27 protein-coding genes are annotated in these 26198 nt (G+C 71.7%); 17 read left to right on the forward strand and 10 right to left on the reverse strand.

Annotated elements, in window-relative coordinates:
* Nucleotides 1–59 precede the first annotated feature (59 nt).
* A complete protein-coding gene (locus ABZ098_RS02435; protein WP_356586403.1) occupies nt 60–953 on the forward strand; it encodes a TIGR01777 family oxidoreductase in 894 nt (297 codons plus the stop codon).
* A 239-nt stretch (nt 954–1192) separates the two neighbouring features.
* The gene (locus ABZ098_RS02440) at nt 1193–2617 is read left to right on the forward strand and encodes an NAD(P)/FAD-dependent oxidoreductase (RefSeq protein ID WP_356586405.1); all 1425 of its coding nucleotides are present in this window, start codon (nt 1193–1195) and stop codon (nt 2615–2617) included.
* Between the two features lie 100 nt (nt 2618–2717).
* Here the strand turns inward: ABZ098_RS02440 and ABZ098_RS02445 are convergent, their stop codons facing one another.
* On the reverse strand, nt 2718–4154 hold the full coding sequence (locus tag ABZ098_RS02445; RefSeq protein WP_356586407.1) for a regulator: 1437 nt from the start codon (nt 4152–4154) through the stop codon (nt 2718–2720).
* A 245-nt stretch (nt 4155–4399) separates the two neighbouring features.
* Between ABZ098_RS02445 and lipB the strand changes: the two genes are divergently transcribed.
* The 4 genes from lipB to ABZ098_RS02465 all read left to right on the forward strand — a co-directional run bounded on the left by lipB (nt 4400) and on the right by ABZ098_RS02465 (nt 7474).
* On the forward strand, nt 4400–5200 hold the full coding sequence (lipB, locus tag ABZ098_RS02450; RefSeq protein ID WP_356586409.1) for a lipoyl(octanoyl) transferase LipB: 801 nt from the start codon (nt 4400–4402) through the stop codon (nt 5198–5200).
* Nucleotides 5201–5273: 73 nt separating this feature from the next.
* Nucleotides 5274–6239: a lipoyl synthase gene (gene lipA, locus ABZ098_RS02455; RefSeq protein ID WP_356586411.1), complete on the forward strand. Its 966-nt coding sequence runs from the start codon at nt 5274–5276 to the stop codon at nt 6237–6239.
* A gap of 266 nt (nt 6240–6505) precedes the next feature.
* Nucleotides 6506–6706, forward strand: coding sequence for a hypothetical protein (locus ABZ098_RS02460; RefSeq protein WP_355738052.1), 201 nt, complete (start codon nt 6506–6508; stop codon nt 6704–6706).
* 66 nt (nt 6707–6772) lie between these two features.
* Entirely contained in the window at nt 6773–7474 is a 702-nt protein-coding gene (locus ABZ098_RS02465) for a DUF4191 domain-containing protein (protein WP_356586413.1), read from the forward strand.
* Between the two features lie 84 nt (nt 7475–7558).
* Here the strand turns inward: ABZ098_RS02465 and ABZ098_RS02470 are convergent, their stop codons facing one another.
* Together ABZ098_RS02470 and ABZ098_RS02475 are read right to left on the reverse strand one after the other, a co-directional pair.
* Nucleotides 7559–8809, reverse strand: a complete 1251-nt coding sequence (locus ABZ098_RS02470) for a lipase family protein (protein WP_356586415.1) — start codon at nt 8807–8809, stop codon at nt 7559–7561.
* Nucleotides 8810–8971: 162 nt separating this feature from the next.
* Entirely contained in the window at nt 8972–9442 is a 471-nt protein-coding gene (locus ABZ098_RS02475) for an RDD family protein (protein ID WP_356586417.1), read from the reverse strand.
* Between the two features lie 200 nt (nt 9443–9642).
* Here ABZ098_RS02475 and glnA point away from each other — a divergent pair, with 200 nt between their 5' ends.
* From glnA to ABZ098_RS02495, 4 genes are all read left to right on the forward strand, one after another.
* Complete coding sequence (gene glnA, locus ABZ098_RS02480) at nt 9643–11052, forward strand: type I glutamate--ammonia ligase (RefSeq protein WP_356586419.1); 1410 nt, start codon at nt 9643–9645, stop codon at nt 11050–11052.
* A gap of 111 nt (nt 11053–11163) precedes the next feature.
* Complete coding sequence (locus ABZ098_RS02485) at nt 11164–11418, forward strand: hypothetical protein (RefSeq protein WP_356586421.1); 255 nt, start codon at nt 11164–11166, stop codon at nt 11416–11418.
* A 210-nt stretch (nt 11419–11628) separates the two neighbouring features.
* A complete protein-coding gene (htpX, locus tag ABZ098_RS02490; RefSeq protein ID WP_356586423.1) occupies nt 11629–12546 on the forward strand; it encodes a zinc metalloprotease HtpX in 918 nt (305 codons plus the stop codon).
* Nucleotides 12547–12548: 2 nt separating this feature from the next.
* Nucleotides 12549–13133: a hypothetical protein gene (locus ABZ098_RS02495; protein WP_356586425.1), complete on the forward strand. Its 585-nt coding sequence runs from the start codon at nt 12549–12551 to the stop codon at nt 13131–13133.
* Between the two features lie 24 nt (nt 13134–13157).
* Here ABZ098_RS02495 and ABZ098_RS02500 read toward each other — a convergent pair whose 3' ends face one another.
* On the reverse strand, nt 13158–13457 hold the full coding sequence (locus tag ABZ098_RS02500; RefSeq protein ID WP_356586427.1) for a hypothetical protein: 300 nt from the start codon (nt 13455–13457) through the stop codon (nt 13158–13160).
* A 104-nt stretch (nt 13458–13561) separates the two neighbouring features.
* Here ABZ098_RS02500 and ABZ098_RS02505 point away from each other — a divergent pair, with 104 nt between their 5' ends.
* Together ABZ098_RS02505 and ABZ098_RS02510 are read left to right on the forward strand one after the other, a co-directional pair.
* Nucleotides 13562–15256: an alpha/beta fold hydrolase gene (locus ABZ098_RS02505; protein ID WP_356586429.1), complete on the forward strand. Its 1695-nt coding sequence runs from the start codon at nt 13562–13564 to the stop codon at nt 15254–15256.
* 386 nt (nt 15257–15642) lie between these two features.
* The gene (locus tag ABZ098_RS02510; RefSeq protein ID WP_356586431.1) at nt 15643–16836 is read left to right on the forward strand and encodes a winged helix DNA-binding domain-containing protein; all 1194 of its coding nucleotides are present in this window, start codon (nt 15643–15645) and stop codon (nt 16834–16836) included.
* Between the two features lie 48 nt (nt 16837–16884).
* Here the strand turns inward: ABZ098_RS02510 and ABZ098_RS02515 are convergent, their stop codons facing one another.
* Nucleotides 16885–17199: a hypothetical protein gene (locus ABZ098_RS02515; RefSeq protein ID WP_356586433.1), complete on the reverse strand. Its 315-nt coding sequence runs from the start codon at nt 17197–17199 to the stop codon at nt 16885–16887.
* 164 nt (nt 17200–17363) lie between these two features.
* Here ABZ098_RS02515 and ABZ098_RS02520 point away from each other — a divergent pair, with 164 nt between their 5' ends.
* Together ABZ098_RS02520 and ABZ098_RS02525 are read left to right on the forward strand one after the other, a co-directional pair.
* Nucleotides 17364–17726, forward strand: a complete 363-nt coding sequence (locus ABZ098_RS02520; protein WP_356586434.1) for an arsenate reductase family protein — start codon at nt 17364–17366, stop codon at nt 17724–17726.
* Nucleotides 17727–17833: 107 nt separating this feature from the next.
* Nucleotides 17834–18508: a hypothetical protein gene (locus tag ABZ098_RS02525; protein WP_356586436.1), complete on the forward strand. Its 675-nt coding sequence runs from the start codon at nt 17834–17836 to the stop codon at nt 18506–18508.
* Between the two features lie 2 nt (nt 18509–18510).
* On the opposite strand, the gene ABZ098_RS02530 is transcribed toward ABZ098_RS02525, so the two are convergent.
* Entirely contained in the window at nt 18511–19380 is an 870-nt protein-coding gene (locus tag ABZ098_RS02530) for an alpha/beta fold hydrolase (protein ID WP_356586438.1), read from the reverse strand.
* A gap of 65 nt (nt 19381–19445) precedes the next feature.
* Here ABZ098_RS02530 and ABZ098_RS02535 point away from each other — a divergent pair, with 65 nt between their 5' ends.
* Nucleotides 19446–19895, forward strand: coding sequence for a MarR family transcriptional regulator (locus ABZ098_RS02535; protein ID WP_356586440.1), 450 nt, complete (start codon nt 19446–19448; stop codon nt 19893–19895).
* 27 nt (nt 19896–19922) lie between these two features.
* Here the strand turns inward: ABZ098_RS02535 and ABZ098_RS02540 are convergent, their stop codons facing one another.
* From ABZ098_RS02540 to glnII, 4 genes are all read right to left on the reverse strand, one after another.
* Nucleotides 19923–20930, reverse strand: coding sequence for an NAD-dependent epimerase/dehydratase family protein (locus tag ABZ098_RS02540; protein WP_356586442.1), 1008 nt, complete (start codon nt 20928–20930; stop codon nt 19923–19925).
* A 64-nt stretch (nt 20931–20994) separates the two neighbouring features.
* The gene (locus ABZ098_RS02545; RefSeq protein WP_356586444.1) at nt 20995–21549 is read right to left on the reverse strand and encodes a winged helix-turn-helix domain-containing protein; all 555 of its coding nucleotides are present in this window, start codon (nt 21547–21549) and stop codon (nt 20995–20997) included.
* Between the two features lie 288 nt (nt 21550–21837).
* On the reverse strand, nt 21838–22791 hold the full coding sequence (locus ABZ098_RS02550; protein WP_356586446.1) for a hypothetical protein: 954 nt from the start codon (nt 22789–22791) through the stop codon (nt 21838–21840).
* Between the two features lie 87 nt (nt 22792–22878).
* Complete coding sequence (gene glnII, locus ABZ098_RS02555) at nt 22879–23907, reverse strand: glutamine synthetase (protein ID WP_356586448.1); 1029 nt, start codon at nt 23905–23907, stop codon at nt 22879–22881.
* A gap of 257 nt (nt 23908–24164) precedes the next feature.
* Here glnII and ABZ098_RS02560 point away from each other — a divergent pair, with 257 nt between their 5' ends.
* Nucleotides 24165–25439 (forward strand): sensor domain-containing protein, encoded by a 1275-nt coding sequence (locus ABZ098_RS02560; protein WP_356586450.1) that lies wholly within the window; start codon nt 24165–24167, stop codon nt 25437–25439.
* A complete protein-coding gene (locus tag ABZ098_RS02565) occupies nt 25430–26083 on the forward strand; it encodes a response regulator transcription factor (protein ID WP_356586452.1) in 654 nt (217 codons plus the stop codon). The genes ABZ098_RS02560 and ABZ098_RS02565 overlap by 10 nt, the downstream gene beginning before the upstream one ends.
* The last annotated feature ends 115 nt before the right edge of the window (nt 26084–26198 follow it).

Consider the following 26198-nt stretch of genomic DNA (forward strand, 5'->3'; position numbering starts at 1 on the left):
ACGACCGGGGTACCGGAACCAGACATCGCTCTTACGCACCCACCAGGCAGGATGAAGTCATGCAACGTTCAAGAATCGCGGTGGCCGGGGCCTCCGGACTGATCGGCTCGGCCCTGGTGCGGTCCCTCGCCGCGGACGGGCACGAGGTGGTGCGCCTGGTGCGCCGGGAGCCCCGGGACGGGACCGAGGTGCGCTGGGATCCCGAGGCCGGGCGGGTCGACACGGCCGGGCTCGCAGGGTGCGACGCCGTGGTCAACCTCGCCGGGGCGGGGGTCGGTTCGCGGCGCTGGACCGAGGCGTACAAGAAGCGGATCCACGACAGCCGGGTCAACGGCACGGCCGCCCTCGCCCGGGCCGTCGCCTCCCTGGACGAGCCGCCGAAGGTCTTCGTGAACGGCAGCGCCATGGGCTACTACGGCGAGACCGGTGACCGGGTCGTCGACGAGAGCTCGCCCGCCGGGGAGGGGTTCCTGCCCGAGCTGTGCGTGGAGTGGGAGGGGGCGGCCGCGCCGGCGCAGGAGGCGGGCGTACGGACCGCGTTCACCCGCACCGGCCTGGTGGTCGGCCGCGGTGGCGGGGCCTGGGGCAGGCTGTTCCCGCTGTTCCAGGCCGGGCTCGGCGGGCGGATGGGCGACGGAGGGCAGTACTGGTCGTTCATCGCGCTGCACGACGAGGTCGCCGCGATCCGCCACCTGCTGGAGACCGACGGGCTGTCCGGGCCGTTCAACCTGACCGCCCCGGAGCCCCTGACGAACCGTGAGATCACCGAGGCCATGGGCCGTGTGCTGCACCGGCCGACGCTCTTCGCCGTCCCCGCGCCGGTCCTGCGGGCCGTGCTCGGCGAGATGGCCGGGGACGTGCTCGGCAGCGCGCGGGTGCGGCCGACCCGGCTGCTGGAGTCGGGGTTCACGTTCGCGTTCCCGGACATCGACGGGGCGATCCGGGCGGCGTGAGGCTTCCCCGGCCGTCCGCAGACATCTCTGACGTGACCGTCCGTCACATGGGCGCCGCGCGGCGGCCGTCCGCCACATCGCCGTCTGTGACGACATGCGACCGGTGTGCGACCGTGCCCTGTCGATGCGCGACTGTTCCTGACCGATCACGGCCCTACCCTCGACCCGAACTCGGGTATCCCCGGAGCCTGTTGGGGGCATGACGTCTCCACCGGCCGCGCAACCTCGAGGAGGGGCACGTGCTTGAGCCCGCGTACCAGGCGGACGTCGTGATCGTGGGAGCCGGGGTCGCCGGACTCTCCGCGGCGCATCGGCTGACCAGTCAAGGAGTGACCGTCGCGGTGTTGGAGGCCGCCCCCGGTGTGGGCGGCCGCATGTCGACCGAGAAGGTCGACGGCTTCCGGCTCGACCGGATCGGCCAGTTGCTGTCCACGGCGTATCCCGAACTGCGCCTGACTCCCGGCCTCGACGGGCTCGTACTGCGCCCGTTCGCGCCGGGGGTCCTGCTGCACGGCGACGGACGGCACCACCGGGTGGACGCTCCGGCGGGCGCCCGTAGCGCGAGGGGCGCACTGCGCGCGGTGCGCGCCCTGGCGAGCGCCCCTCGGGGGGTGCCGGGGCCGGGGCTGGTGGCCGCGTCCCGGCGGGCCGCGTTCCGGGTGCTGCCCGGTGCCGGTCAGGGGACCGTGTCCCGGGTTCCCCGCGGGGCCACCCCGCTCGGCGGTGCCGTCGATCAGGCCCGGCTCGGTGCCGCCCTCACCCGGCTCGCCAACGTGCCCGTCGAACGCCTCCTCGCCCGCCCCGAACTGCCCGCCATGCAGGCGCTCACGGCCCGGGGACTGCCCGCGCGCACGATCGACGGCTTCCTGCGCCCGCTGCTCGCCGCGCTGCTGTGCGACCCGGCGCTGACGACGTCCAGCCGGTGCGCCGACCTCGCGCTGCGGGCCTTCGCGGGCGGGCGGCTGTGTGTGCCGGAGGGGGGCGCAGAGACGCTGCCGGAGCTGCTCGCGCGGACGCTGCCGGCCGGGACCGTGCACACGGGGGTGCGGGTCACGTCCGTGGCGACCACCTCGGTGACCACGGCCGGGCACGGCGAGATCCGGTGCCGGGCGGTGCTGCTGGCGACGGACGCGCGGGCCGCGGCGGAGCTGCTGCCGGGGCTGCGGGTGCCGGACTTCCACCCGGTGACGGTGGTCCACCACACCACGGACGACCCGCCCCGCACGGGTTCCGCGCTGCTGCTGGACGCCGACCGGGGCGGCCCGGTGGCCCACACGGCGGTGATCAGCGAGGTCGACCCGAGCCGGGCCCTGGCGGGACGGGCGCTGGTGTCGTCGACGGTCCTGGGCGAGCCCCCGTCGGACCTGGACGCGGCCGTCCGCACCCACCTGTCCCGCCTCTACGGCACGTCGACGCACCGCTGGGAGACCCTCGCGGTCCACCACACCCGGGAGGCGGTCCCGGCCATGCCCGCCCCGCACGACCTGCGCCGCCCGGTCCGCCTGCTGGCCGGCCTGTACGTCTGCGGCGACCACCGGGACACCAGCACGGTGCAGGGGGCACTGCATTCGGCACACCGGGCGACGACGGCAATCCTGAAAGACCTGGGAGCGGCAGGTTCAATGCATCGCGCAGACCCGGCTCCCACAGCCCAGGCAGCTTGACGGCAACCCGCGCCCCCTCAGGGGCGCGGGGAACTGCGCGACAAGCCAGCGACGCATGTCGGGGTCGGCTTACGGCGGTGCGGAGTTACGGCGAGGCGGCTCACCCCAGCGCAGCCACCTTGTCCCGGTAACCCCGAACCGGCGCCGCGTCCTTATAGGGCTCCAACCGCCGCTCGAAGTCCCGCACATACTCCACCGCCCGCACCGACCGCATCTCGGCCGCCTGCCCGGCGGCCTCCGCGGCCAGGGCGCACGCCTGGTCCAACTCCCCCAGCCCCAGCCTCGCAGAGGCCAGCACCACCCGGCAGAACAGCCGGCTCCGCGCGTACGCCGGCGCGCGCAACTGAAGCGAGCGCTCGGCGTGCTGCGCCGCCGCCCGGAACTGCTGCAGATCCCGGTGGCAGTGCCCGAACTCGTCCGCGAGCTGCGCCTCGTCGAAGAACCGTGCCCAGTGCGGCACCTCGTCGCCGGGACGCGCCGCCTCCAGGGCCCGTTCCGCGCGGACCAGTGACGCCGTGCAGGCCCGCACCTCCCCCAGCACTCCGTGCCCGCGCGCCTCGGCCGAGTGCAGCAGCGCCTGCACGACCGGCGGCGCCGTCGTGCCGACACCCTGCTGGGCCACACGCGCGAGCTGGATCGCCTCCCGGCCGTGCCCCAGGTACACGGCCTGCCTGCTCATCGTCACCAGCACGTACGCCCCGTACGCCCGGTCCCCCGCGGCCTGCGCGAGCCGCAGCGCCTGCACGAAGTACCGCTGCGCGAGCCCGTGCGCCGCGATGTCGTACGACGTCCAGCCCGCGAGTCGGGTGAGGTCGGCCGCGGCGGCGAAGAGTCTGCGTCCGGTCGTCTCGCCGTAGGTGCCGCGCAGCATCGGCTCGCACTCGTGCTCCAGGTAGCGGACCAGGGCCTGCCGGGCGTGCCCGCCGCCGTACTGGTCGTCGAGGGTGCGGAAGAGGTCGCCGACCGAGCCGAGGGCCGCGATGTCGCCCCCGGTGACCTTCTGGCCGGGCCCGCGCTCGGCCTGGCCGCGCTGCCGGGGCACCACCGGGCGCCCCTGGGGCGGGACCCGCAGGGGCGGTTCGCCGCGGGCGACCCGGTCGTCGGGGCGGCCGATCAGCCAGTCACGGCTGGGTACGACCAGCCCGGCCGGTGTGAAGGCGATCTTGCGCAGTTCGGCGTGGCTGCCGGAGTCCTTGCGCCACAGGCCGCTGACGATGTCGACGGCCTCCTCGGGACCGGCGGCGAACTCCAGTCCCGCGTAGACGGGCGCGCAGGCGTCGAGGCCGAGGTCCTGCGCGGAGAGCCGGCGTCCGAGCCGGCGGGTGAAGACCTCGGCGATGAGGGCGGGTGTGGTGCCCCGGGGCTGCTGTCCGCGCAGCCAGCGGGTCACGGAGGTCTTGTCGTATCTGAGATCCAGCCCGTGTTCGAGACCGAGCTGGTCCACGCGTCGGGCGAGACCCGCGTTGGAGAACCCCGCTTCTGCGATGAGCGCGGCGAGCTGTCGGTTGGGAGTGCGCTGCGCGGGTCGTTCCGTCATCTGCGGTGCGGTCTCCTGCCTTTCGGGCCGTCACGTGGTCACGTGGTGCCCGGATTGCCTGTGAGCAGCCCTTATGGCCTCTGCGAACGGCGCGAATGTAGCGGAGAGTGAGCAGGCGATCGCACACTTCGACGCTCGTTCATCCGATCGTGTGAGGATTGCCCCCAGGGCTGACGTCCGCGGGCCGGACGTACAGTGGCACAGGCACCCTTCGTGCCTTACGACCTTCTAGGGAGGCGCTTGCCGTGAGTGGGTTGCGGTTCGTCCGCATGGGGTTCGGTGCGGACGCGGTCGAGTACCAGGTGGCCTGGGACGAGCAGCGCCGGGTGCACGCGGCGCGGTTCGAGGACGAGGTCCCCGACACGGTCCTGCTGCTCGAACACCCCCCTGTCTATACGGCGGGCCGGCGCACCGCGGACAACGAACGCCCCCTCGACGGCACTCCCGTCATCGACGTCGACCGCGGCGGCAAGATCACCTGGCACGGGCCGGGCCAGCTGGTGGGCTACCCGATCCAGAAGCTCCCGCGTCCGGTGGACGTGGTGGCGCACGTACGGCGGCTGGAGGAGGCCCTGATCCGCACCTGCGCGGAGTTCGGCCTGGAGACCACCCGGGTCGAGGGCCGCAGCGGCGTCTGGGTGCTCGGCGACCCGGTCGAGCAGCGGCCGTCCCTCGGCGGTCTCTCCCTGGACTTCGACCCCCGGCTGACGGACGAGGAGTTCGACCCGCGCATGAACGGGCCGGAGTACGCCCCCTCCAACGCCGGCCAGCGCCGCGAGGACCGCAAGATCGCGGCGATCGGCATCCGGGTGGCCAAGGGCGTGACGATGCACGGCTTCTCGTTCAACGTGAACCCGGACAACAAGTGGTTCGACCGCATCATCCCCTGCGGCATCCGTGACGCGGGGGTCGCCTCCCTCGCGGACGAACTCGGCCGGGACGTGACCATCGACGAGGTCCTGCCGGTCGTCGAGCGGCACCTGAAGGACGTACTGGAGAACGCGGACCTCAAGCCGAGGGTGATCGAGAAGACACCTGCGGCCTGAGACGGGCAGCGGACTTTCAAATCCACGGGCGTACCCTTGAGCACGCCGAAGAATCAACGCTAGGGAGCCGGTCGTGTCCGCAGTCGCACCCGACGGACGCAAGATGCTGCGCCTGGAGGTCCGCAACGCTCAGACCCCCATCGAGCGCAAGCCCGAGTGGATCAAGACCCGGGCGAAAATGGGTCCCGAGTACACCGCGATGCAGAAGCTCGTGAAGAGCGAGGGTCTGCACACGGTGTGCCAGGAAGCCGGCTGTCCCAACATCTACGAGTGCTGGGAGGACCGCGAGGCGACCTTCCTCATCGGTGGCGACCAGTGCACCCGGCGCTGCGACTTCTGCCAGATCGACACCGGCAAGCCCGAGGCGCTCGACCGTGACGAGCCGCGCCGCGTCGGCGAGTCCGTGGTCACCATGGACCTGAACTACGCCACCATCACCGGCGTCGCCCGCGACGACCTGGAGGACGGCGGCGCCTGGCTGTACGCCGAGACGGTCCGCCAGATCCACGAGCAGACCGCGGGCCGCGAGGCCGGCCGCACCAAGGTCGAGCTGCTCGCCCCCGACTTCAACGCCGTGCCGGAGCTGCTCCAGCAGGTCTTCGAGTCCCGCCCCGAGGTCTTCGCGCACAACGTCGAGACGGTCCCGCGGATCTTCAAGCGCATCCGCCCCGGCTTCCGTTACGAGCGCTCCCTGAAGGTCATCACCGAGGCCCGTGACTTCGGCCTGGTGACCAAGTCCAACCTGATCCTCGGCATGGGCGAGACCCGCGAGGAGGTCAGCGAGGCGCTCCAGCAGCTGCACGACGCGGGCTGCGAGCTCGTCACCATCACGCAGTACCTGCGCCCGTCGGTGCGCCACCACCCCGTGGAGCGCTGGGTCAAGCCGCAGGAGTTCGTGGAGCTGAAGGAGGAGGCCGAGCGGATCGGCTTCTCCGGTGTGATGTCGGGCCCGCTGGTCCGGTCCTCCTATCGGGCGGGCCGGCTCTACCAGATGGCCGTAGAGAAGCGTGGTTCCTACGTCGCCTCGCAGGCCGTCTGAGCGGCTCCTGATGGCACGGAGTGCCACGCCAAACGTGTGAATCCGAGCACAAGCAACTACCGCTCGGTAGTGGCCGATTGACGCGGTCCCGGACATCCCCGCAGATAGGGGGGTCATCGGGGCCGCGTCCGTGTTTTCGGGCGGCGCATCAAGGCTTCATGCGCGTTTGACCGGTCAGTCACGCGCTGGTAACACCATTCAGTGACGCTCGTTGTACACCCTGTGCACCACTCACCAGAGCCGCCATCCCGAGGGGGACCCCCATCATGCAGGCCGCGCCGGTTCGCGCCACCGCCATCCCGTCGTTCTCCACTGCACTGCGTGCCGTCGAGTCGCTGCTCCTGAGCAGCGGTCAGCGCACCGCCCGGCGCAACGCCTGGACCTCCGTCCTGGAGGACCGCCGCCGCGCCAAGGACCGGGTCGAGGCGCAGCGCGTCCTGGACCAGACCTTCACCATCAGCTCCTGAAGCCCGCCTTTCGAGGGGCGGACACTGCCGTCGTCGGCGCCTGCGGGGCCACGTAGACTTCGGGGCATGGCGAGAAGTGACAGTGCGGCGGATGCCGCTAACCCCGGGCGACTGAAGCAGATCGCCCTGACGTACAAGATGACCCGCAAGGCCGACAAGAAGATCGGCCTGGTACTCGCGGGTGTCTTCATCCTCATCCTCGGCGTTTTTCTCGCCATCGGTCTCCTGATCGGCCACCCGGTCTACCTCGGCATCCTGGGCTTCCTGCTCGCCTTCCTCGGGACGGCGATCGTGTTCGGGCGCCGGGCCGAGCGGGCCGCGTTCGGGCAGATGGAGGGCCAGCCGGGTGCCGCCGCGGCCGTTCTGGACAACATCGGCCGGGGCTGGACGACCACCCCCGCGGTGGCGATGAACCGCAGCCAGGACGTGGTGCACCGGGCCGTCGGCAAGGCCGGCATCGTCCTGGTCGCCGAGGGCAACCCGAACCGGGTCAAGGGCCTGCTGGCCGCCGAGAAGAAGAAGATGAACCGCATCGTCGCGGACGTGCCGGTGCACGACATCGTCGTCGGCACGGGCGAGGGCCAGGTCCCCCTCAAGAAGGTGCGGACCACGATGCTCAAGCTGCCGCGGGTGCTGACCGGCCCCCAGGTGACCGCCACCAACGACCGGCTGCGGGCGCTGGGCGACCTGATGAGCAACATGCCGTTGCCGAAGGGCCCGATGCCGAAGGGCATGAAGCTGCCGAAGGGCGGCGGCAAGGCCCGCTGATCTCGCTCCTACGACGATGGGGGCGCCCGGTGTGATGCCGGGCGCCCCCATCGTCGTATCGGATCAACGGTGGTCCGGGGCCGATCAGCAGTCGCTCCGGGCGGGCCGGCCCGCGAAGCGGTCGCCGAGCCACGAGACGACGTCGCCGACGGCCTGGTTGTCGGTGAGCAGATGGTCGCCGGGGTAGATCTTCCAGCCGGTCTTCACTCCGGCCGCGCAGTAGGCGGCGCGGACGGCGTCCTCGGTGGCGGTGGGAATGACCTCGTCGAGGGCGCCGCGGTACTGGAGGACCGGGAAGTCGATCCGGTGGGCCCCGAGGTTCACGCCGAGTTTCTGGGCGTCCAGGACCTGGCCCCAGGTGCGGCCGTCGCTGCCGCGCTGCTGGTAGAGCTGGTCGAGGGTGAGCCCGGCCGTGGTGAAGTCCTTGAGGCTCTTGCCCGCGAGGGCGGTGACGGTGCCGACCAGGCACACGGACTTGGCGGTCTTCACGGCCTCCCGGCCCTGGTCGTTGAGGAGCGGGTCGAGGGGCAGGGCGGGGTAGGCGGCCTGGACGCCGATGGCCGCGTCGGCGAGGAAGCCTGAGAAGGCGCTGCCGTCGAGCCCGGCCGCCACCTGCTTCAGGTCACCGGGGACGCCGCCCGAGGCGTCCCCGACCACGTCGAGCTCGGGTGCGTAGCCCGCCGCCAGCTGGGCCGCCCACAGGCTGGCCGCACCTCCCTCGGAGTAACCCCACAGGCCGACACGGGCCTGCCGGGACAGACCGCTGCCCGGCACGGCGGGGGCGGCGCGGGCGATGTCGAGCAGGGCGTGGCCGGAGTCGGTGCCGGCGACGTAGCGGTGCGTCTGGCCGTCGAGGTAGCCGGGACCGTCGGTGGCGGCGACGGCGTACCCGGCTCTGAGCAGGGCCGCGATGTTGTCGCCCTCGTACTCGTCCTGGTAGGCCCCGGCGAGCTGCTTGGAGAACGCGCACTGGGGGCCGAGGCCGAGGGTGCCGGGGTGGAAGGCTACGACCGGGCGGGTGCCGGGGCCGGTCCAGGGCGCCGTGGGGACCGCGAGGGTCCCGGATACGGCGACGGGACGGCCTTGGTTGTCGGTGGAGCTGTAGAGGACCTTCCAGGCGGACATGGCGATGGTGCCCGGCACCTGGCTCAACGTGACGGAACGGCAGGCCAGCACGGTGCCCGGGGTGGCCGGGGCGGTGGCGGGGGGTGTGTAGATGTCGGCGTCGGCGGCGGTGCAGGCGGCCGCGCGCTCCGCGGCGGGGGCCTGGGAGACCAGGACGCCGCCCAGCAGGGCGGCGGTGGTGAGAGCGGTGACCAGGGCGGATCTCTTCATCGGTCCGGCGCGTCCCTTCGCAACGGGGGAGGTTGCACTGGGTGCCAGACGCTAGGAGCCCGGACCTACCGCCCCATAGTCAGCCGCCGCGCATGTTCACGCCCGCGGCTGTCAGGACACGACAAAGCGGCTCTCAGGACACCACCAGGACGAGGCGCCTCGTCAGATCCGTACCTCGACCGTCTTCGCCAGCCGGTCGTGCAGGCCCCGGCCGTCGCGGTCCCAGATCAGGGCCGGGACGGCGAGGCAGAGCAGGACCGTGCGCAGCAGGGCGCGTGCGGGGCTGACGCGGCCCGTCTCCAGGGCGACCACACGCAGGCCGAACAGACGCTTGCCCGGGGTGAAGCCGATGGTGCCGACGGTGAGGGCTCCCATCAGGAAGAACACCAGCAGGGCCCAGTTCGAGGTCGCGGGATCGCCGTAGCTCTGCGTGATGAGCTGGGATGCAATCAGGACGCTCATCGCCCAGTCCACGGCGAGTGCGCCCAGCCGTCGTCCGGGCCGGGCGATCGACCCCGGTCCCTCCTCCGGCAGGCCGAGCTGCTGTCCGCGGTATCCGAAGTCGACACCGGCATCCTCGGCGGCCGCGCGGGGGCCGGAGAGCCACGATCCGATTGCATCCCTCTTGTCCACGCGTCCACGGTACTGCCAGCGTTTCGGGATACGGACAGGTGGGGCCGGGCCCACGATGTCCGGTTAACTTGTGCGAAACAAATGGGTCACGCCCGAGAAACCACCCGTCCCTAGGGTCGTGGACAGCGTGTGCCACCGCACTGGCCGCACGAACGAACTACCACCCCGGTCCAGGAACGGTCGGGAGTAGGAGGAGCTGGATGTTCCAGAACGCCGACGAGGCCAAGAAGTTCATCGCGGACGAGGACGTCAAGTTCGTCGACGTCCGCTTCTGCGACCTGCCGGGCGTCATGCAGCACTTCACGCTGCCCGTCGAGGCGTTCGACCCGGACGAGGAGCTCGCGTTCGACGGCTCGTCGATCCGCGGCTTCCAGGCCATCCACGAGTCCGACATGGCGCTGCGCGCGGACCTGTCGACCGCCCGGGTCGACCCCTTCCGCCGCGACAAGACGCTGAACATCAACTTCTTCATCCACGACCCGATCACCGGCGAGCAGTACAGCCGTGACCCGCGGAACGTGGCGAAGAAGGCCGAGGCGTACCTCGCGTCGACGGGCATCGCCGACACCGCGTACTTCGGCCCCGAGGCCGAGTTCTACGTCTTCGACTCGGTGCGCTTCGCCACCTCGGCGAACGAGAGCTTCTACCACATCGACTCCGAGGCCGGCGCCTGGAACACCGGCGCGGTCGAGAACAACCGTGGTTACAAGGTCCGCTACAAGGGCGGTTACTTCCCGACTCCGCCGGTCGACCACTTCGCCGACCTGCGTGCGGAGATCTCCCTGCAGCTGGCCGCCTCCGGCCTCCAGGTCGAGCGTCAGCACCACGAGGTGGGCACCGCCGGCCAGGCCGAGATCAACTACAAGTTCAACACGCTGCTCGCCGCGGCCGACGACCTCCAGCTCTTCAAGTACATCGTGAAGAACGTGGCCTGGCGCAACGGCAAGACCGCGACCTTCATGCCGAAGCCGATCTTCGGTGACAACGGCTCGGGCATGCACGTCCACCAGTCCCTGTGGGCCGGCGGCCAGCCCCTCTTCTACGACGAGGCCGGTTACGCGGGCCTGTCGGACACCGCCCGCTACTACATCGGCGGCATCCTCAAGCACGCTCCGTCGCTGCTGGCCTTCACCAACCCGACGGTGAACTCCTACCACCGTCTGGTGCCGGGCTTCGAGGCGCCGATCAACCTGGTGTACTCGCAGCGCAACCGCTCCGCGGCCATGCGTATCCCGATCACGGGCTCCAACCCGAAGGCCAAGCGCGTCGAGTTCCGCGCGCCCGACTCCTCCGGCAACCCGTACCTCGCCTTCTCGGCGCTGCTCCTCGCGGGCCTGGACGGCATCAAGAACAAGATCGAGCCGGCCGAGCCGATCGACAAGGACCTGTACGAGCTGGCTCCCGAGGAGCACGCGAACGTCGCCCAGGTCCCGACCTCCCTCCCGGCGGTCCTCAACTCCCTCGAGGCCGACCACGAGTTCCTCCTCCAGGGCGACGTCTTCACGCCGGACCTGATCGAGACGTGGATCGACTTCAAGCGGACGAACGAGATCGCCCCGCTGCAGCTGCGTCCGCACCCGCACGAGTTCGAGCTGTACTTCGACGTGTGATCGACGCGTAGGCCGTACGGCGGCGCCCTCACTCCTGTTGTCCAGGGGTGGGGGCGCCGTCGTATCGTTTCCTGCACGACTGTTCGACAGGAGACGACGGGGGATGCGGGGATGCCCGAACAGGACGACATGGGGCGGGAGTTCGACATCAAGTGGGCCGACGGGGCCGAGTACAAGGAGCCCTCGGCGCGGGCCCGGATGCTGGCCGCCCGTTGGAAGGAGAACCCGCCGAAGCCGCAGCCGTTCCGTGCCGATCCTGGGCCGAGGGCGCCGCGCCACTCGTCCTGGCGGTCGACGGCGATCGTCCTGGGGACCGTGGCGGTGATCATCCTGCTGCTGGGATACGCCGACTTCCGTCCGTACTAGCGTGCGCGGCAGCGTCTGGAACGGGACGTGGGCAGCGGTGCGCCTCGCGGCGGGGGTCGCCCTGGGGGAAGCCATGCCCGACCCGTCCGACCCGGCTGTCTGGGTCGAGCTGAGCCTTTGCTGGTCCTAGGGCTGATCGGGACCGCTTCATGGGTGGGGACAGGTGCACACTGAACGGTGGGGCGAGTGCCTGACTGCGGGGTGGTGCAGATGCGGAGTCGTTTTCGGAGCGACCGGCGGCTGACCGTGCGGATGACGGTCACGATGTTCCTGCTCGGGCTGCTGTACGTGGCCTTCGTCGCCGTGCTGATCGTGTTGCTGAAGTCCTGGCTGATGGTCGTGGGGCTGATCGCCCTCATGTTCGTGGCGCAGTTCTGGTTCTCCGACAAGATCGCCATGTTCGCGATGCGGGGGCGGGTCGTGGGGCGGGAGGAGTATCCCGAACTGCACGCCGTGGTCGACCGGCTGTGCGCCATCGCGGACATGCCCAAGCCCGTGATCGCGGTGTCCACGATGGACATGCCGAACGCCTTCGCCACCGGGCGGAACCCGGACAACGCCGTGGTGTGTGTGACCACGGGGCTGCTGCGGCGGCTGGAGCCCGCCGAGCTGGAGGGCGTGCTCGCGCACGAGTTGTCGCACGTGGCGCACAAGGACGTCGCCGTGATCACCGTCGCCTCGTTCCTGGGCGTGATCGCCGGGCTGATCGTGCGGTTCGCCTTCTACAGCCAGATCTTCGGGGGGCGGAAGGACCAGAACACCGCCGTGATCTTCGCCGCCGTGATGGGCGTCTCGGCGGCCGTGTACACGCTCAGCTTCCTGCTGATCAGGGCGCTGTCCCGGTACCGGGAGCTGGCGGCGGACCGGGCCGCGGCCCACCTCACCGGCCGTCCCTCGGCCCTCGCCTCCGCGCTCACCAAGGTCTCCGGGGAGCTGGCCCGCATCCCCACCAAGGACCTGCGCACCGCCCAGGCCTTCAACGCCTTCTACTTCACCCCGGCCACCGGCAAGGAGCCCGGCATCGAGCGGATCTTCTCGACCCACCCGTCCCTGGAGCAGCGGCTGGAGCAGCTGGGGCGGATCTCGGCGGAGTTGGGTGAGCCCGTGGAGCCCGGGAAGGCGGGCTGAGGATGGGCTTGCTGGACATCCTGCTCGGGCGCACGAAGCCCGTCGCGCCCGATCTCGACCAGCTCTTCGCGCTGCCGTCGGCGGCCGTCACCCTGGAGGCGGCCGCCTCCCTCACGCCGACTGGACGCGGGGCGGTGTGCTTCGCCACCGTCGAGGGCGCTGCCTTCGAGCAGACGCACCGGGAGGTCCAGGCCCTGCTGGACGCGGACGCCGAACGGGACGGCCCCCCGGTGCGCCTCACCAGGGACGAGTTCGGCTACTCCTGGCTGGTCTCCGAGCGCGCACCTGAGCAGCTCCCCCAGCTCGTCAACGACCTGCACGCGGTGAACAGTTCGATGGAGGTCAACGGCTTCGGGCCGCAACTGCTGTGCTCGCTCGCCGGGTTCCAGGACACCGGGGGCCGTTCGCTCGCTCTGGTCTACCTGTACAAGCGCGGCACCTTCTACCCCTTCGCGCCGCTGCCCGGCGAGGGACAGCGCCGCGACAACGCGCTGGAACTGCGGGTGAAGGCCGCGCTCACGAACGATCTGCGGATCGAGCAGGACCTGAACCGCTGGTTCCCGCTGTGGGGCGCACCCGGTCTCTGAGCCCGGCCTCGCTCCCGCGCAGCCCTAGCCCTTTCTCTCCCGCGCCTGCCGACGGGACTCCAGGGGACGCTCGCGGCGGTAACGGCGGTCCCACTTGGCCTGCTTGTCCCGGCGGGCGCGGTACGCCCGGTAGCTGCCGGGCACGGCCCCCGAACCGGCGCCGGACGAACCGCCCGAGGAGCCGCCCGAAGAGGACGCCGAGGCACCGCCCCGGCCGTACTGCATGTACACGAAGAGCAGGGCTACGGCGACGAGCCACCAGGTGTGGTTCCCGAAGCCCAGGATCACCAGGACGACGGTCCCGGAAAGGACGATGGTGCCCATGACGGGCCTCCGTGTGCGTGGGTGTGGTGTAGAAGACTAGTCCCGGAGCGGCGTGCTGATGCCTGCCCTGCGCGCAGCTTTTCCCCGCACTCTGGAGTTGACGGATGCCCGAGCCCTTCACGCAGGAACACGCCGGTGAGCGCCTTCGCGGCGAGTACGGCGGCCCGAACGACCCTGGTGACCCGAGCGGCCCGAGCGGCTCGACCGACCCGAGCGGCCCTGGCGTCGCCGCGCCCCCGACCGCCGTACTGCTGCACGGAGCCGGCCGCGGCAGCAAGGAGCGACTCCTGCCGCTGCTCGACGAGTTCGTGGCGCACGGCTGTCGCGCGCTCGCCTTCGACTTCTCGGGGCACGGCGAGAGTTCGGGGGAACTGGCCGAGTTGAGCCTGCGGCGCCGGTTCGAGCAGGCGGTCGCCGTGATCGACGCCCGTGTTCCGCAGGACGGGCCGCTGGTGCTGGTCGGGTTCAGCATGAGCGGGCAGACGGTGGCGGACCTCGCCCGGCACTACGGCGAGCGGGTGGTGGCGCTGGGACTGTGCGCGCCCGCCGTGTACGCGGCCGAGGCCTGGGACGTGCCGTTCGGGCACGGAGACGGGGAGTTCAGCGAGATCATCCGGCGGCCGGGGAGCTGGCGGCGGTCGCCGGCACTGGAGGTGCTGCGGGCATACGAGGGCCGGGCGGTGCTCGTCGTACCGGGCACGGACGCGGTGATCCCGCCGGAGGTGACCGAGGCCGTCCAGGAGGCGCTGGCCTGCCGGTCCCAGTTCACACGTCTCGAACTGCCCGCAGCAGATCACCAGTTGGGTCGTCGGCTGCGGGATCACGCGGAGGAGCGGCGGGAGTTGGTCGCCGCCCTGCTCGCCGGCCTGGGCGACCGGGGGTGGACGGCGACACACGGCTGGGTGGCCAAGCAACTCCCCGAGGGCCGTTCGGTCGCCGACTCGGGTTTTCTGTCCGGTGGCTGGAGCTCCCAGATGCGACGGCTCACCCTCGACGACGGCACCGAACTCGTCCTGCGGTCGTTCGTGAAACCCTTCTTCCGGCACCACGCCCCCGGGCTGCTGGGCCGCGAGGCGTCGATCCTGACGCTGCTGGCCGAGACCGACACCGACACCGGAGGCGTTCCGGCTCCGCGGCTCGTCGCCGTCGACGCCACGGCCGAACACTGCGACCATCCCTCGCTGTTGATGTCCCGGCTGCCCGGGCGGGTGCGCGTCGACGAGGAGGATCTCGAACGGCGGCTGGACCTGCTGGCGGAGCAACTCGTGAGGATCCACCGGGTGGTTCCGGTGGAACGGCCGCGCACCTACCAGGCGTGGACCTCGCCGGAGAAGGTGCGAGGAGTGCGGGGCCCGCTGTGGGAACGGGCCGTGGACGTCATCCGCCGGGACCCTGCGCCGTACGAGGGCCGCTTCCTGCACCGGGACTTCCACCCCGGGAACGTGCTGTTCACCGGGGCGGGCGCCGAGCTGCGCATCAGCGGGGTGGTCGACTGGGTGGAGACCTCCTGGGGGCCCGCCGACCTGGACGTCGCCCACTGCTCCACGGCCCTCGCCCTGCTGCACGGACCGGAACACGGCCTCGCCTTCCGGCAGCGGTACGAGGCGCACGGCGGGCAGCGGCTCGCGGACGGACCGGACCACCTGTACTGGCGTCTCCTCGACGCGCTCGCCTACTGCCCCGACGCGGCCAAGCTCGCCGGACCGTGGCGCGAACTCGGACGGACCGAGCTGACCCCGGAGGTGCTGAGCGGGCGCCTGGAGTCCTATGTGCGGGAGTTGCTGAAACGGTACGGGTGACGGGCAACGACAGGCGAGCGGTACGGGTGACCGGCGGCGGGCCGGCGAGGAGCGGGCCCGGGCTCACTCCCCCGGGGCCGCCCTGACGACGCCTGCCGCGATGGCGGCGCACAGGGCCGCGTGGTCGGACGCGGTCCGGGCGGCGGGGGCAGCTGCCGTGCCGGGGCTGTTCATGCGCCCTGCCTTTGCGTCATGTCCGCCTCCGGGCCCCCGTGTGGCCGTCCCTCCTGATCGCAGTGAAGGGCCCGGGTGGGGGGTGCGCATGTGGGGTACGGCGATCGGGTGATGGCAGGCCTGCTGTCGTCCGTGCCGCCATCGTGGCCGGTCGCGCCGTTCCCCGCGCCCTTGAGGGGCGCGTTGTCAGTGGGCTGCGTCAAGATGGGCCCATGGGTGACGGGGAGCGGTACATCGGGGTGAGCGAGCGGCGGGCTCGGCTGGCGTTGCGGCAGCAGTTGGCCGGGACGGCTCGCGTGGGGAGCCCGGAGGAGGTGGCCGACGCTCTGGTCGCGCTGCACGGGAGCGATCCCGCGACCGTCTACCTGGCCATCGGCGCGCGGCTCACGGATCCCGCCCGGACCGTCGCCGAGACCGAGCGGGCGTTGTACGAGGACCGGTCCCTGGTGCGGATGCACGGGATGAGGCACACCGTGTTCGCGTTCCCGACCGGGCTCACGGCGGTCGTGCACGCCTCGACCGGTCTCACGGTCGCCGCGCGGGAACGGGCCAAGCTCCTCGCGGACATGGCGAGGGCCGGTGCCCCGGACGCCGCCTGGCTGAAGGAGGTCGAGGAGTCGGCGCTGGCCGCGCTCGCCCGGCGCGGGCAGGCGACGGCGACGGAGCTCGCCGAGGACGAGCCGCGGCTGCGGGAGCAGTTCGTGTACGCGGCCGGGAAGAGCTACGAGGGCGTCCACACCGTGGCGAGCCGCCTGCTGAAGGTGCTCGGCGTGGAGGGCAAGGTGGTCCGCGGGCGGCCGCTCGGCACCTGGATGTCCTCGCAGTTCCGCTGGGCGGTGGCACCACCGCATCCCGAGCTCGACGCGGCCGGCGCCCAGGCGGAGTTGCTGCGGCGCTGGCTCGCGGTGTGCGGGCCGGCCACGGAGGCGGACCTGAAGTGGTGGACGGGCTGGAAGGTGACCGACGTGCGCCGCGCGCTCACCGCGATCCGCGCGGTGCGGGTGACCGTCGACGAGGGCCCGGCCTACGTCGTCGAGGGGGACGCCGGCCCCGTCGCGGAGCCCGTCGAGCCCTGGGCCGCGCTGCTGCCCGGACTCGATCCGACGGCGATGGGCTGGCAGCAGCGGGACTGGTATCTGGCGCCCGCTCTGCGACCCGCCCTGTTCGACCGCAGCGGCAACGTGGGGCCGACGGTGTGGTGGGACGGGCGGGTGGTGGGCGGTTGGGGGCAGCGCCCGGACGGGGAGATCGTCTGGCGGCTGCTGGACACGGAGGGCGTGGGGCGCGAGGCGGAGGCGGCCATCGCGGTGGAGGCCGCGCGGTTGCGGGAGTGGGTGGGGGCGACACGGGTGCGGCCCCGGTTCCGGACGCCGTTGGAGAAGGAACTGGCCGAACCCGCGGGCTGACCGGACTCCGGGCGCCCCCACGTGGAAGAGGGCGCCCGGTGCCACGGCTTACCGCGCGTAGCGCATCAGCGCCCGCACCATGTGGCACGTGGTGTCCGACGGTGGGTGGACGCCGATCATCTCCGCGGTGTCCCGGATCGTCTCGTTGCGGGCCTGGTTCGGCACGTAGACGCCGGAGTCGAGCAGGGCGATCGCGAGCCGCATCGCCTTCAGGCGGCGGTTGTGGGTGACATACCATTCGCGGGGGCGGCCCGGCGGCAACGGGCGCTTCTCCACGGGGGTGTAGGGCAGGTCGAGCAGCACGGGGTGCTTCGCGGTGGACTGGGTGGGCAACGGCTTCGGCTTCAGTGCGGCAGCGGGCACAGGCATCCTCCTGTCGCGGTAAGGACGGCCGCCGGGACCCCGGCGACGCCCTCGAACACTGGTTTTATTCTACCGCCCGCCACTGACAAAAGCCCCTGGCCACAAGGGCTTTCGGGGGTGCTGTGACGCAGGTGGAAGACGGGTTTTCGCGTACCGTGGGTGCCATGGAGATCTGGATCAATCCGGCCTGTTCGAAGTGCCGCAGCGCGATCAGCCTGCTCGACGCGGAGGGTGCCGAGTACACCGTCCGCCGCTATCTGGAGGACGTCCCGAGCGAGGACGAGATCCGCGAGGTGCTCGACCGGCTCGGCCTCGAACCGTGGGACATCACCCGCACCCAGGAGGCCGCCGCCAAGGAGCTCGGCCTCAAGGAGTGGGCCCGGGACGACACTTCACGCGAGCGCTGGATCGCCGCGCTCGCCGCACACCCCAAGCTCATCCAGCGGCCCATCATCACCGCGGACGACGGCTCGGCGCTGGTCGCCCGCACCGATGACGCCGTACAGGAAGCTCTGTCCAGGAAATAGCGGAGTGTGACGCAGGTTACGTCACCTGACTCCCGCGACCGCTGAGCAACCTCGTTCGGTATCTCGTACATAGCGGCGTACGCTCCCCTAGCTCTCAGGAGGCGCGGATGTCGCGCAGGAGAACGCTCAGTACGAAGAAGAAGGTCGCGCTGCTGGTGAGCGCGGCGGCGGTGGCGGGAGGCGGGGCCTTCGCGATGGCCGGCACCTCGAACGCCTCGCAGAGTCCGCAGACGGCGGCGGAGTCGACGGTCTGCCAGGGCCTCGCCACCGCGCTCGGCAACAACCAGCGGTTCATCGAGGGGCAACGGGCCGCACCCGACGCGCAGTCGGCGGCCCGGATCGCCAACCGGGAAGCGGTGATCGCGCAGATCAATGTGCAGCAGGAAGCGTCCGGTTGCGTGGTCGGGGAGTCGGCTCAGGGCTCCCAGACCGGCGCGGGACAGCCTCCGCAGGCCGCGTCCCCTTCGGCACCCGCCGCCTCCCCGTCGGCACCCGCCGCTTCCCAGGCCCCGCCCGCGGGGAACGCCGCCTCCGGGCAGCAGGTGTGCAACGGCTCGACCGTCACGCTGTCCGGCGAGGCCGGTGCGCCCGCCGCGTCCAGCAACCAGTTCCCGGCCGGCACGAAGCTGAAGGTCACCAACCTGGACAACAACAAGTCCACGACGGTGGAGGTCACTTCGGTCTCCGGGAGCTGTGCCCTGCTCAACAACGCGGCCTTCGAACAGGTGAGGGAGCCCGGCAAGTTCCTCATCCGCCGGGCCCTGATCGAGAAGGTGGGGTGAGGCTATCCGGGACGTTCGCCCAGGAACTCACTGAGACGGCAGGCCAGTTCGGGAGGTGCGGACTGCGGTAGCGCATGGTGGGAGACGCCGGGGACCACGTCGATCTCCGCCCGCGGCAGCAGTTCGCCGGCTTGGGCCGTCACCTCGTACGCGTCGTCATGGGTCCTGCTGTTCGCGGCCACGAGCAGCAGGACCGGCGTGTTCAGGGCGCGCAGCGCGTCCGGGGCCGGGCGCGGACCGGTGACCGGCCGGGCGGCGGGGAAACCGGCGGCGGCCTCCTGGAGGCGCAGCCAGTCGGGGTCCAGGGCGTCCGCTCCCCCGGTCTCCCAGTCCAGGAAGGCGCGGACCCGGGCCGGCGTGGGGCGCAGCAGCATCGGCAGGGCGTGCAGCAGGTACGCCGCCTTGAACCCGGCGAAGCACTGGGTCGGGTCCAGGAGGAACAGGCGGCGCACCCGCTCGGGGGCGCGCAGGGCGTGGTGCAGGGCGATCCAGGCGCCGTAGGAGTGTCCGCCGAAGTCGGCCCGGGTGACGCCGAGTCCGTCGAGGAGGGCGTCGAGCCAGACGGCCAGGTCGGCGACCGTACGGGGGTGACGGTCGGCGGCCGGTGTGCTGCGACCCGGGGCGCCGACCAGGTCGACGGCGAGGACCCGGCGGGTGCGGGCGAGGTGGGCGGCCTGGGCGTACCAGGAAGCGGAGGTCGCTCCGCCGCCGCCCGGCAGCAGGACGAGCGGGGGCGCGTCGGCCGGGCCGCACGCGTTGACGTACGTCGTGCCGAAGGGGGTGGGCACCCGCAACGCCTCCCGGTCGGCGGGCCACTTGGCCATGACCTTGTCGTAGGCGGCCTCGAACGCGTCGTTGTCGTACCTGCCCATCGATCCTCCCGTATTATCTCGATCAGCAAGATACTCGATGAGCGAGACAATACTGGAGGGTTCGCATGCCGTCCCAGGGGCCCGAGATGGAGATCGTCCATCTGCTGCGCGCGGTGACCGTCGAACTCGGCCTGCACAGCGCCCGGTTCGCGCAGCGCAACGCCATGCATCAGACGGACGTGCGCGCCCTGATCGCCCTGATGGACGCCTCCCGCGCGGGCGAGGAGATGACGGCGGGACGGCTCGGCGCGGAGCTCGGGCTCAACTCGGCCGGGACGACCTCGCTGCTGGACCGGCTGGAGCGGGCCGGTCATGTGCGACGGGTGCGGGGGCGGGAGGACCGGCGCAAGGTGGTCGTCGAGGTGGACGAACGGGCGGTGGAGCTGGGACAGGCCTTCTTCGGACCGCTGATCGGGCGGACGGTGGAACTGCTCCAGGGGTACGACGAGCGGGAACGGGCGGCGATCCGGGGGTTCTTGGCGGGGGTGCGGGACGCGGCGGCCGAGCAGGCCTGACCCCCCGCACCGTCCGCCTCCTGTTCCTCAGCCGTGTGCTCCGGCCGCCAGTGCCTTCGCCTCCGTCTCCGGGTCGACGCCGACCACCGGCCGGTCCGGGCGCTGCGGTGCCACCCCGCCGATCTCCCCCATCCAGCGCCAGGTGTCGGCGACCGTCTCGGTGACCGGACGGCAGCGCAGCCCCGCCGCGGCGGCCCGGGAGGTGTCCCCGTCGTGGAGCGTGGTGTGCAGGTCGGTGTCCGGTGGGACCCACACCGGCAGACCGGTCCACGGGGCGATGCCCGCGTCGAGGACGATGTCCGGGTCGGTCCAGCGCAGTTCCGCGTCCGAGCCGGTCACGGCCACACAGGCGTCGAGGAGTTCACCCATGGTGGTGTGGCCCGGTGGGCTCACCAGGTTGTACGGGCCGCTCCTGCCGGTCACATGGGCCTCCAGCACCCACTCCGCCAGGTCCCGGACGTCGACGTACTGGAGGGGCAGGTCCCGTGGCCCCGGCGCGAGGACCGGGCCGCCGCGGGCGATTCGGCCCAGCCACCACGGCAACCGGCCGATGTTCTCGTACGGGCCGAGGATCAGCCCGGCCCGGGCGAGCAGGGAGCGGTCGGTGCCGAAGGCGTCCAGGACGGCGAGTTCACCGCCGCGCTTGTCCCGGGCGTAGTCGGTCTGGTCCGCGTCGGCGAAGGCCCCCTCGACCACCGGGGCCTGCTCGTCGAACCCGGGCGGCTGCGGCCAGGCGTACACCGAGCGACTCGACACGTACGCGTACCGGTCGGCGCGGTCCCGCAGCAGCCGTGCCGTGTCCCGGACCGCGCGGGGCGCCGCCGACCAGGTGTCGACGACGAGGTCCCACTCGCCCCCTTCCGCGAGGGCGGTGAGTCCGTCGGGCGCGGTGCGGTCGCCGTGCAGCGACCGCACCCCGGCCACGGGCGCGTGCCGACCACGGTGGAAGGCGGTCACGTCCCATCCGTGTGCCAGGGCCGCCTCGGCGACGGCCCGGCCGACGAACTCCGTACCGCCCAGCAGAAGAAGTCTCATGCCGGTGACTGTGCCCGCCGGGGCGGCCCGGGGGAACCTCGCTCTGCCGAGGGCAGACGCGGTCTCAACCGCCGGTCGGCGGGGTGTACTTGTAGCCGACCCGCCGTACGGTCTGGATCGCGCCCCGGAACTCCGCGCCCAGCTTGCGGCGCAGCCGGGCGATGTGGACGTCGACGGTACGGCCGTCGCCCACGTGGCCGTAGCCCCAGACCGTGGTGACCAACTGGTCGCGGGTGTGGACCCGGTGGGGGTTCTGCACCAGGTGGGCCAGCAGCTCGAACTCCAGGTAGGTGAGGTCGAGGTCGCGGCCGTTCACCTCGGCGGTGCGCTGCACGGTGTCGATCCGTACGAGAGGGTCGTCGGCGTCCGCGACCGCCGGCTCCTGCGGGAACGGCGGGTGCTGGTCGGCCGGGACGAGCACCAGGTAGCCGATCATCGGGGGCTGGCCCGGAAGGGTGGGCAGGGTGTGCTGGGGGGCGGGCAGCCAGGTGGCGCCCGGCGGGAGGAACTCCGCCATGTACGGGACCTCGTCCGGGCCGACGGCTCGGAGCCGGTGCCGTGCGCCGTTCTCGGACGGGGTGGGGAGGGTGGCGGTGGAAAGGGAACGAGTGGTCGCCATGAGGTCAGCTCTTTCGCGCGAGAGGGTCGTCGGGAGACGTGCGTCCGCGCGCTGGCCGAAGGCCGGGGTGTACGGCTTTAGAGGGCCGGCGCGTTCATCGCGCGACAACACACCCGGTCGAAGTCGTGGTGCTGACGGGAAGGCCAGAAGGGCTCGAGGTCATGGCGACCCGTCGCGCTGCACTTCCGGTAGCTGGCCATGAGCTCATTGAAGCAGACACCGGCCGACAACAGGAGCCTCCTCTCACTGCTCGGACACTTCCTTGGCGTGAAATCGGCGTGGCGTGCCTCAGCCCACCAGGCGTCTGTGCCAAATCAGGGGCCTGACCTCGATCGCCTTGCCCGGATCGCCGTCCCACTGCGTGGACAGACCGGCCGCGCTGAGGGCGTCGACGACCTCGTGGCCGACGGCGGCCGTGGTGTCGGCGGATCCGTCGAAACCGCCGTACAGCAGCGTGAGTCCCTGTCCGGCGGCGGCGCTCTCGGTGCACTGGGTGTGGAAGTACACGAAACCGCGGTCGCCCTCGGCCCGCTCCGCTCCGATCTCGGCGGTGCCGCAGGTACGGCAGCAGGTGAAGTTCTCGCGGGCGGTGACCCCCCGTGTGTTCAGCGCCCGGAAGGCGCGGGTGAGCCGCTCGGGGTCGGTCGTGCCCTCCCAGGTCTCCTGTTCGGCGAGGCGCTCCAGCCAGAGCCGGTCGACGAGCAGGCGGGCCTGGGCCGCGGACACCGGCCGCCTGTCGGCACCGTCACCGGCGTCGGTATCGGTATCGGCGTCGGCGATCCACTCCTCGGCTGACCGGGCGAGTGTCGAGCGGGTGTCGTAGCCGCACCGCAGCTGCTCGCGGACGTGTGCCTCGACCTCCTCGCGCACCTGGTCGGGGAGTTCGGGCACGTCCTCGGGCGGATCGACCTCGACCGGCGTCCAGGCGAACGCCTCGTCCCAGCCCGCCTCCGCGCGGGCCCATCCGACCAGCGCGTCGGCGACGATGTCCGGATGCGTGGGTTCCGTACCGAAGAAGCCGTCGCGGCTCTCCCGGTGCTCCAGCTGGTAGACCCCACCGCTCTCGTGCCACACCTGCGCGAACACGTCCGGGCGGTCGGGGATCCGCTGGAGCACCAGCCAGCGGTCGCCGCTCTCTCCGATGCGGTGCACCAGCTCCCGCAGCTCCTGCTCGCTCACCCCGATAAGCGTGTCGCCGTACTCCGTCTCGGCCTTGACGGCCAGGCCCCCGTCGATCTCCATGTCCCCACCATGCCAGGCGCCACTGACAACGCGCCGAGGGGCGCCCACCGTGGCCGGTGGGCGCCCCTCGGGACCAAGCGGTGGGGATCAGACCTGGCCGGCCTTCTCCAGGGCGGAGCAGCAGGTGTCGACGAGCAGACGCGTCACGACGTACGGGTCGACGTTGGCGTTCGGGCGGCGGTCCTCGATGTAGCCCTTGCCGTCCTTCTCGACCTGCCACGGGATACGGACCGAGGCGCCGCGGTTGGAGACGCCGTAGGAGTACTCGTTCCACGGGGCGGTCTCGTGCAGGCCGGTCAGGCGGTCGTCGATGCCGGCGCCGTAGTTCTTGACGTGGTCGAGCGGCTTGGAGCCCTCGCCAAGCGACTCGGCGGCGGTGATGATCGCGTCGTAGCCCTCGCGCATCGCCTTGGTGGAGAAGTTGGTGTGCGCGCCCGCGCCGTTCCAGTCGCCCTTGACCGGCTTCGGGTCCAGGGTCGCGGCGATGCCGAAGTCCTCGGCGGTGCGGTAGAGCAGCCAGCGGGCCACCCACAGGTGGTCGGAGACCTCCAGCGGGGAGACCGGGCCGACCTGGAACTCCCACTGGCCGGGCATGACCTCGGCGTTGATGCCGGAGATCGCGAGGCCCGCCTTGAGGCAGTTCTCCAGGTGCGCCTCCACGACGTCACGGCCGAAGATCTCGTCGGCGCCGACACCGCAGTAGTAGCCGCCCTGCGGGGCCGGGAAGCCGCCCTTGGGGAAGCCGAGGGGGTAGCCGTCCTTGAAGAACGTGTACTCCTGCTCGATGCCGAAGATCGGCTCCTGGGCGGCGAACTTCTCGGCGACCTCGGCGAGCGCGGCACGGGTGTTGGACTCGTGCGGCGTCATGTCGATGTTGAGGACCTCGCACAGGACGAGGATGTCGTCGCCGCCGCGGATCGGGTCGGGGCAGGAGAAGACCGGCTTGAGGACACGGTCCGAGGAGTGGCCCTCGGCCTGGTTCGTGGAGGACCCGTCGAAGCCCCAGATCGGCAGCTCCGCGCCCTTGGCGTCGTCCGCCAGGATCTTCGTCTTGGAACGGAGCTTGGCCGTCGGCTGGGTGCCGTCGATCCAGATGTACTCAGCCTTGAAGGTCACGGGCCACTTCCTTCGGGGATGTGTCTACGCACTGCGGGTGCTGCGGCGCTGCGGCACTGAAACGCCACCACTTGATGCCCGCGAGCCTGTCAACAGGCGATTTCCCGGTCATTGCTCGAATGTGAACCCCGTGTTACCTGGTGGTGCTGTGGCGCGATTCACGGTGTGAGCGCGGTGAGGGGGTGTACCTGGCGCCACCCCCGGGCCGGGCGGCCAGCCCCAGTGACCCCTGTCTCCCTCTCGACCAGACTGACCGTATGACCATCGAGACGCGGGACGGCAGCAGGAGTACGAGGGTGCGGGCCACGGGGCTCGCGGCCGTGCGGGGGCTCGCACTGGCGCTGGTGACGCTGCCGGGGGCGGTGCTCGGTTTCACGCTGGCCGTGGTGTCGATCGCACTCGTGCCGATCGGCGTCGGGCTGGTCACGACCCCGTGGGTGCTGACGGGGGTGCGGGCCTTCGCGGACTGGCGGCGGGTCCTGGCGGCCGAGTGGGCCGGGGTGCGGATCCCGTCGGCGTACCGGCCGGCACCCGAGAGCGCCAACCCCTGGACGCGCACCTTCGGGATGCTGCGCGACCCGGCGACCTGGCGGGACCTGCGCTGGCTGCCGGTGGACATGACGGCGGGGTTCGTCACCGCCCTGCTGCCGGCCGTGCTCGTCCTCTACCCGCTGGAGGGGCTCGCGATCGCGGCCGGGCTGTGGCGTCCGTTCTCGGAGCTGGACGGCGGCTACTGGTACGGCTTCGTGCACGTCACCGACCAGGCCTCCGCGCTCCTCGCCGGCGCCCTGGGTGTCGCCCTGCTCGCCCTCGCCTCGCTCGCGCCGCGCGTGCTGACCCTCCATTTCCGGCTCACCCGGACCGTACTGGGCGCCGGACAGGGCGAGTTGGCCGAGCGGGTCCGCGTGCTCACCGAGACCCGGCGGGACGCGGTGGACACCTCAGCCGCCGAACTGCGGCGCATCGAGCGGGACCTGCACGACGGGGCGCAGGCCCGCCTGGTCGCCATGGGCATGGACCTCGGCACCATCGAGGTGCTGCTCGACAAGGACCCCGCGCAGGCCAGGCGGCTCCTCGCGCAGGCCCGCCAGTCCTCGGTGGACGCGCTCGCCGAACTGCGCGACCTGGTGCGCGGCATCCATCCGCCGGTGCTGGCGGAGCGCGGACTGGGCGACGCGGTCAGGGCGCTGGCGCTCAGGATGCCGATCCCGACGGAGGTGAGCGTGGACCTCCCGGGCCGTGCGGAGGCCCCCGTGGAGTCCGCCGCCTACTTCGCCGTCAGCGAGGCGCTCACCAACGCGGTCAAGCACGCGAACGCCGACCGGATCTGGATCGACCTGCATCACGTGAGGGAAGGGGCCGGCATGCTGCGGATCACCGTCACCGACAACGGCCGCGGCGGCGCGGCGATCGCGGCCGGTTCGGGACTGGCCGGAGTCGAGCGACGACTCGGTACATTCGACGGCGTCCTGGCCGTCAGCTCCCCCGCGGGCGGTCCCACCATGGTGACCATGGAGATCCCTTGCGCGTAGTCCTCGCCGAAGACCTCTTCCTGCTGCGCGACGGCCTCGTACGACTCCTGGAGGCGCACGGTTTCGAGATCGCCGCGGCCGTCGAGAGCGGGCCCGAGCTGACCCGCGCGCTGGCCGAGCTGGAACCGGACATCGCGGTGGTCGACGTACGGCTGCCGCCGACGCACACCGACGAGGGGCTCCAGTGCGCGCTGAACGCCCGCCGGGACAGACCCGGGCTGCCGGTGCTGGTGCTCTCCCAGCACGTGGAGCAGCTCTACGCGCGCGAGCTGCTCGCCGACGGCACCGGCGGGATCGGGTACCTGCTCAAGGACCGGGTGTTCGACGCCGAGCAGTTCGTGGACGCCGTACGGCGGGTCGCGGCGGGCGGCACGGCGATGGACCCGCAGGTGATCCAGCAGTTGCTGACCCGGCGGGCCGCCGACGACCAGCCGCTGGCCCGGATCACGCCCCGCGAGCGGGAGGTGCTCGAACTGATGGCGCAGGGGCGGTCGAACGCGGCGATCGCCGGCAAGCTCGTCGTCACGGAACGGGCGATCGCCAAACACACCGCCAACATCTTCGCCAAACTGGGTCTTGAGGTGTCGGACGACGACAATCGCCGCGTTCTGGCGGTGCTCGCGTTCCTGGACCGGGGCCGGTGAGCAGACCCTCTTTTTCCGTAACTCCCGCTGCTCAGGGGACTGTTGCCGCCCCGAGGACCGGCAAACCTCTGATTTGTTTGTGGGGTGGCTGAACACCCGTGGGGCGCCATGCGTA

Origin of the sequence: Streptomyces sp. NPDC006335, assembly GCF_040612795.1 — a bacterium.
GTDB lineage: Bacteria > Actinomycetota > Actinomycetes > Streptomycetales > Streptomycetaceae > Streptomyces.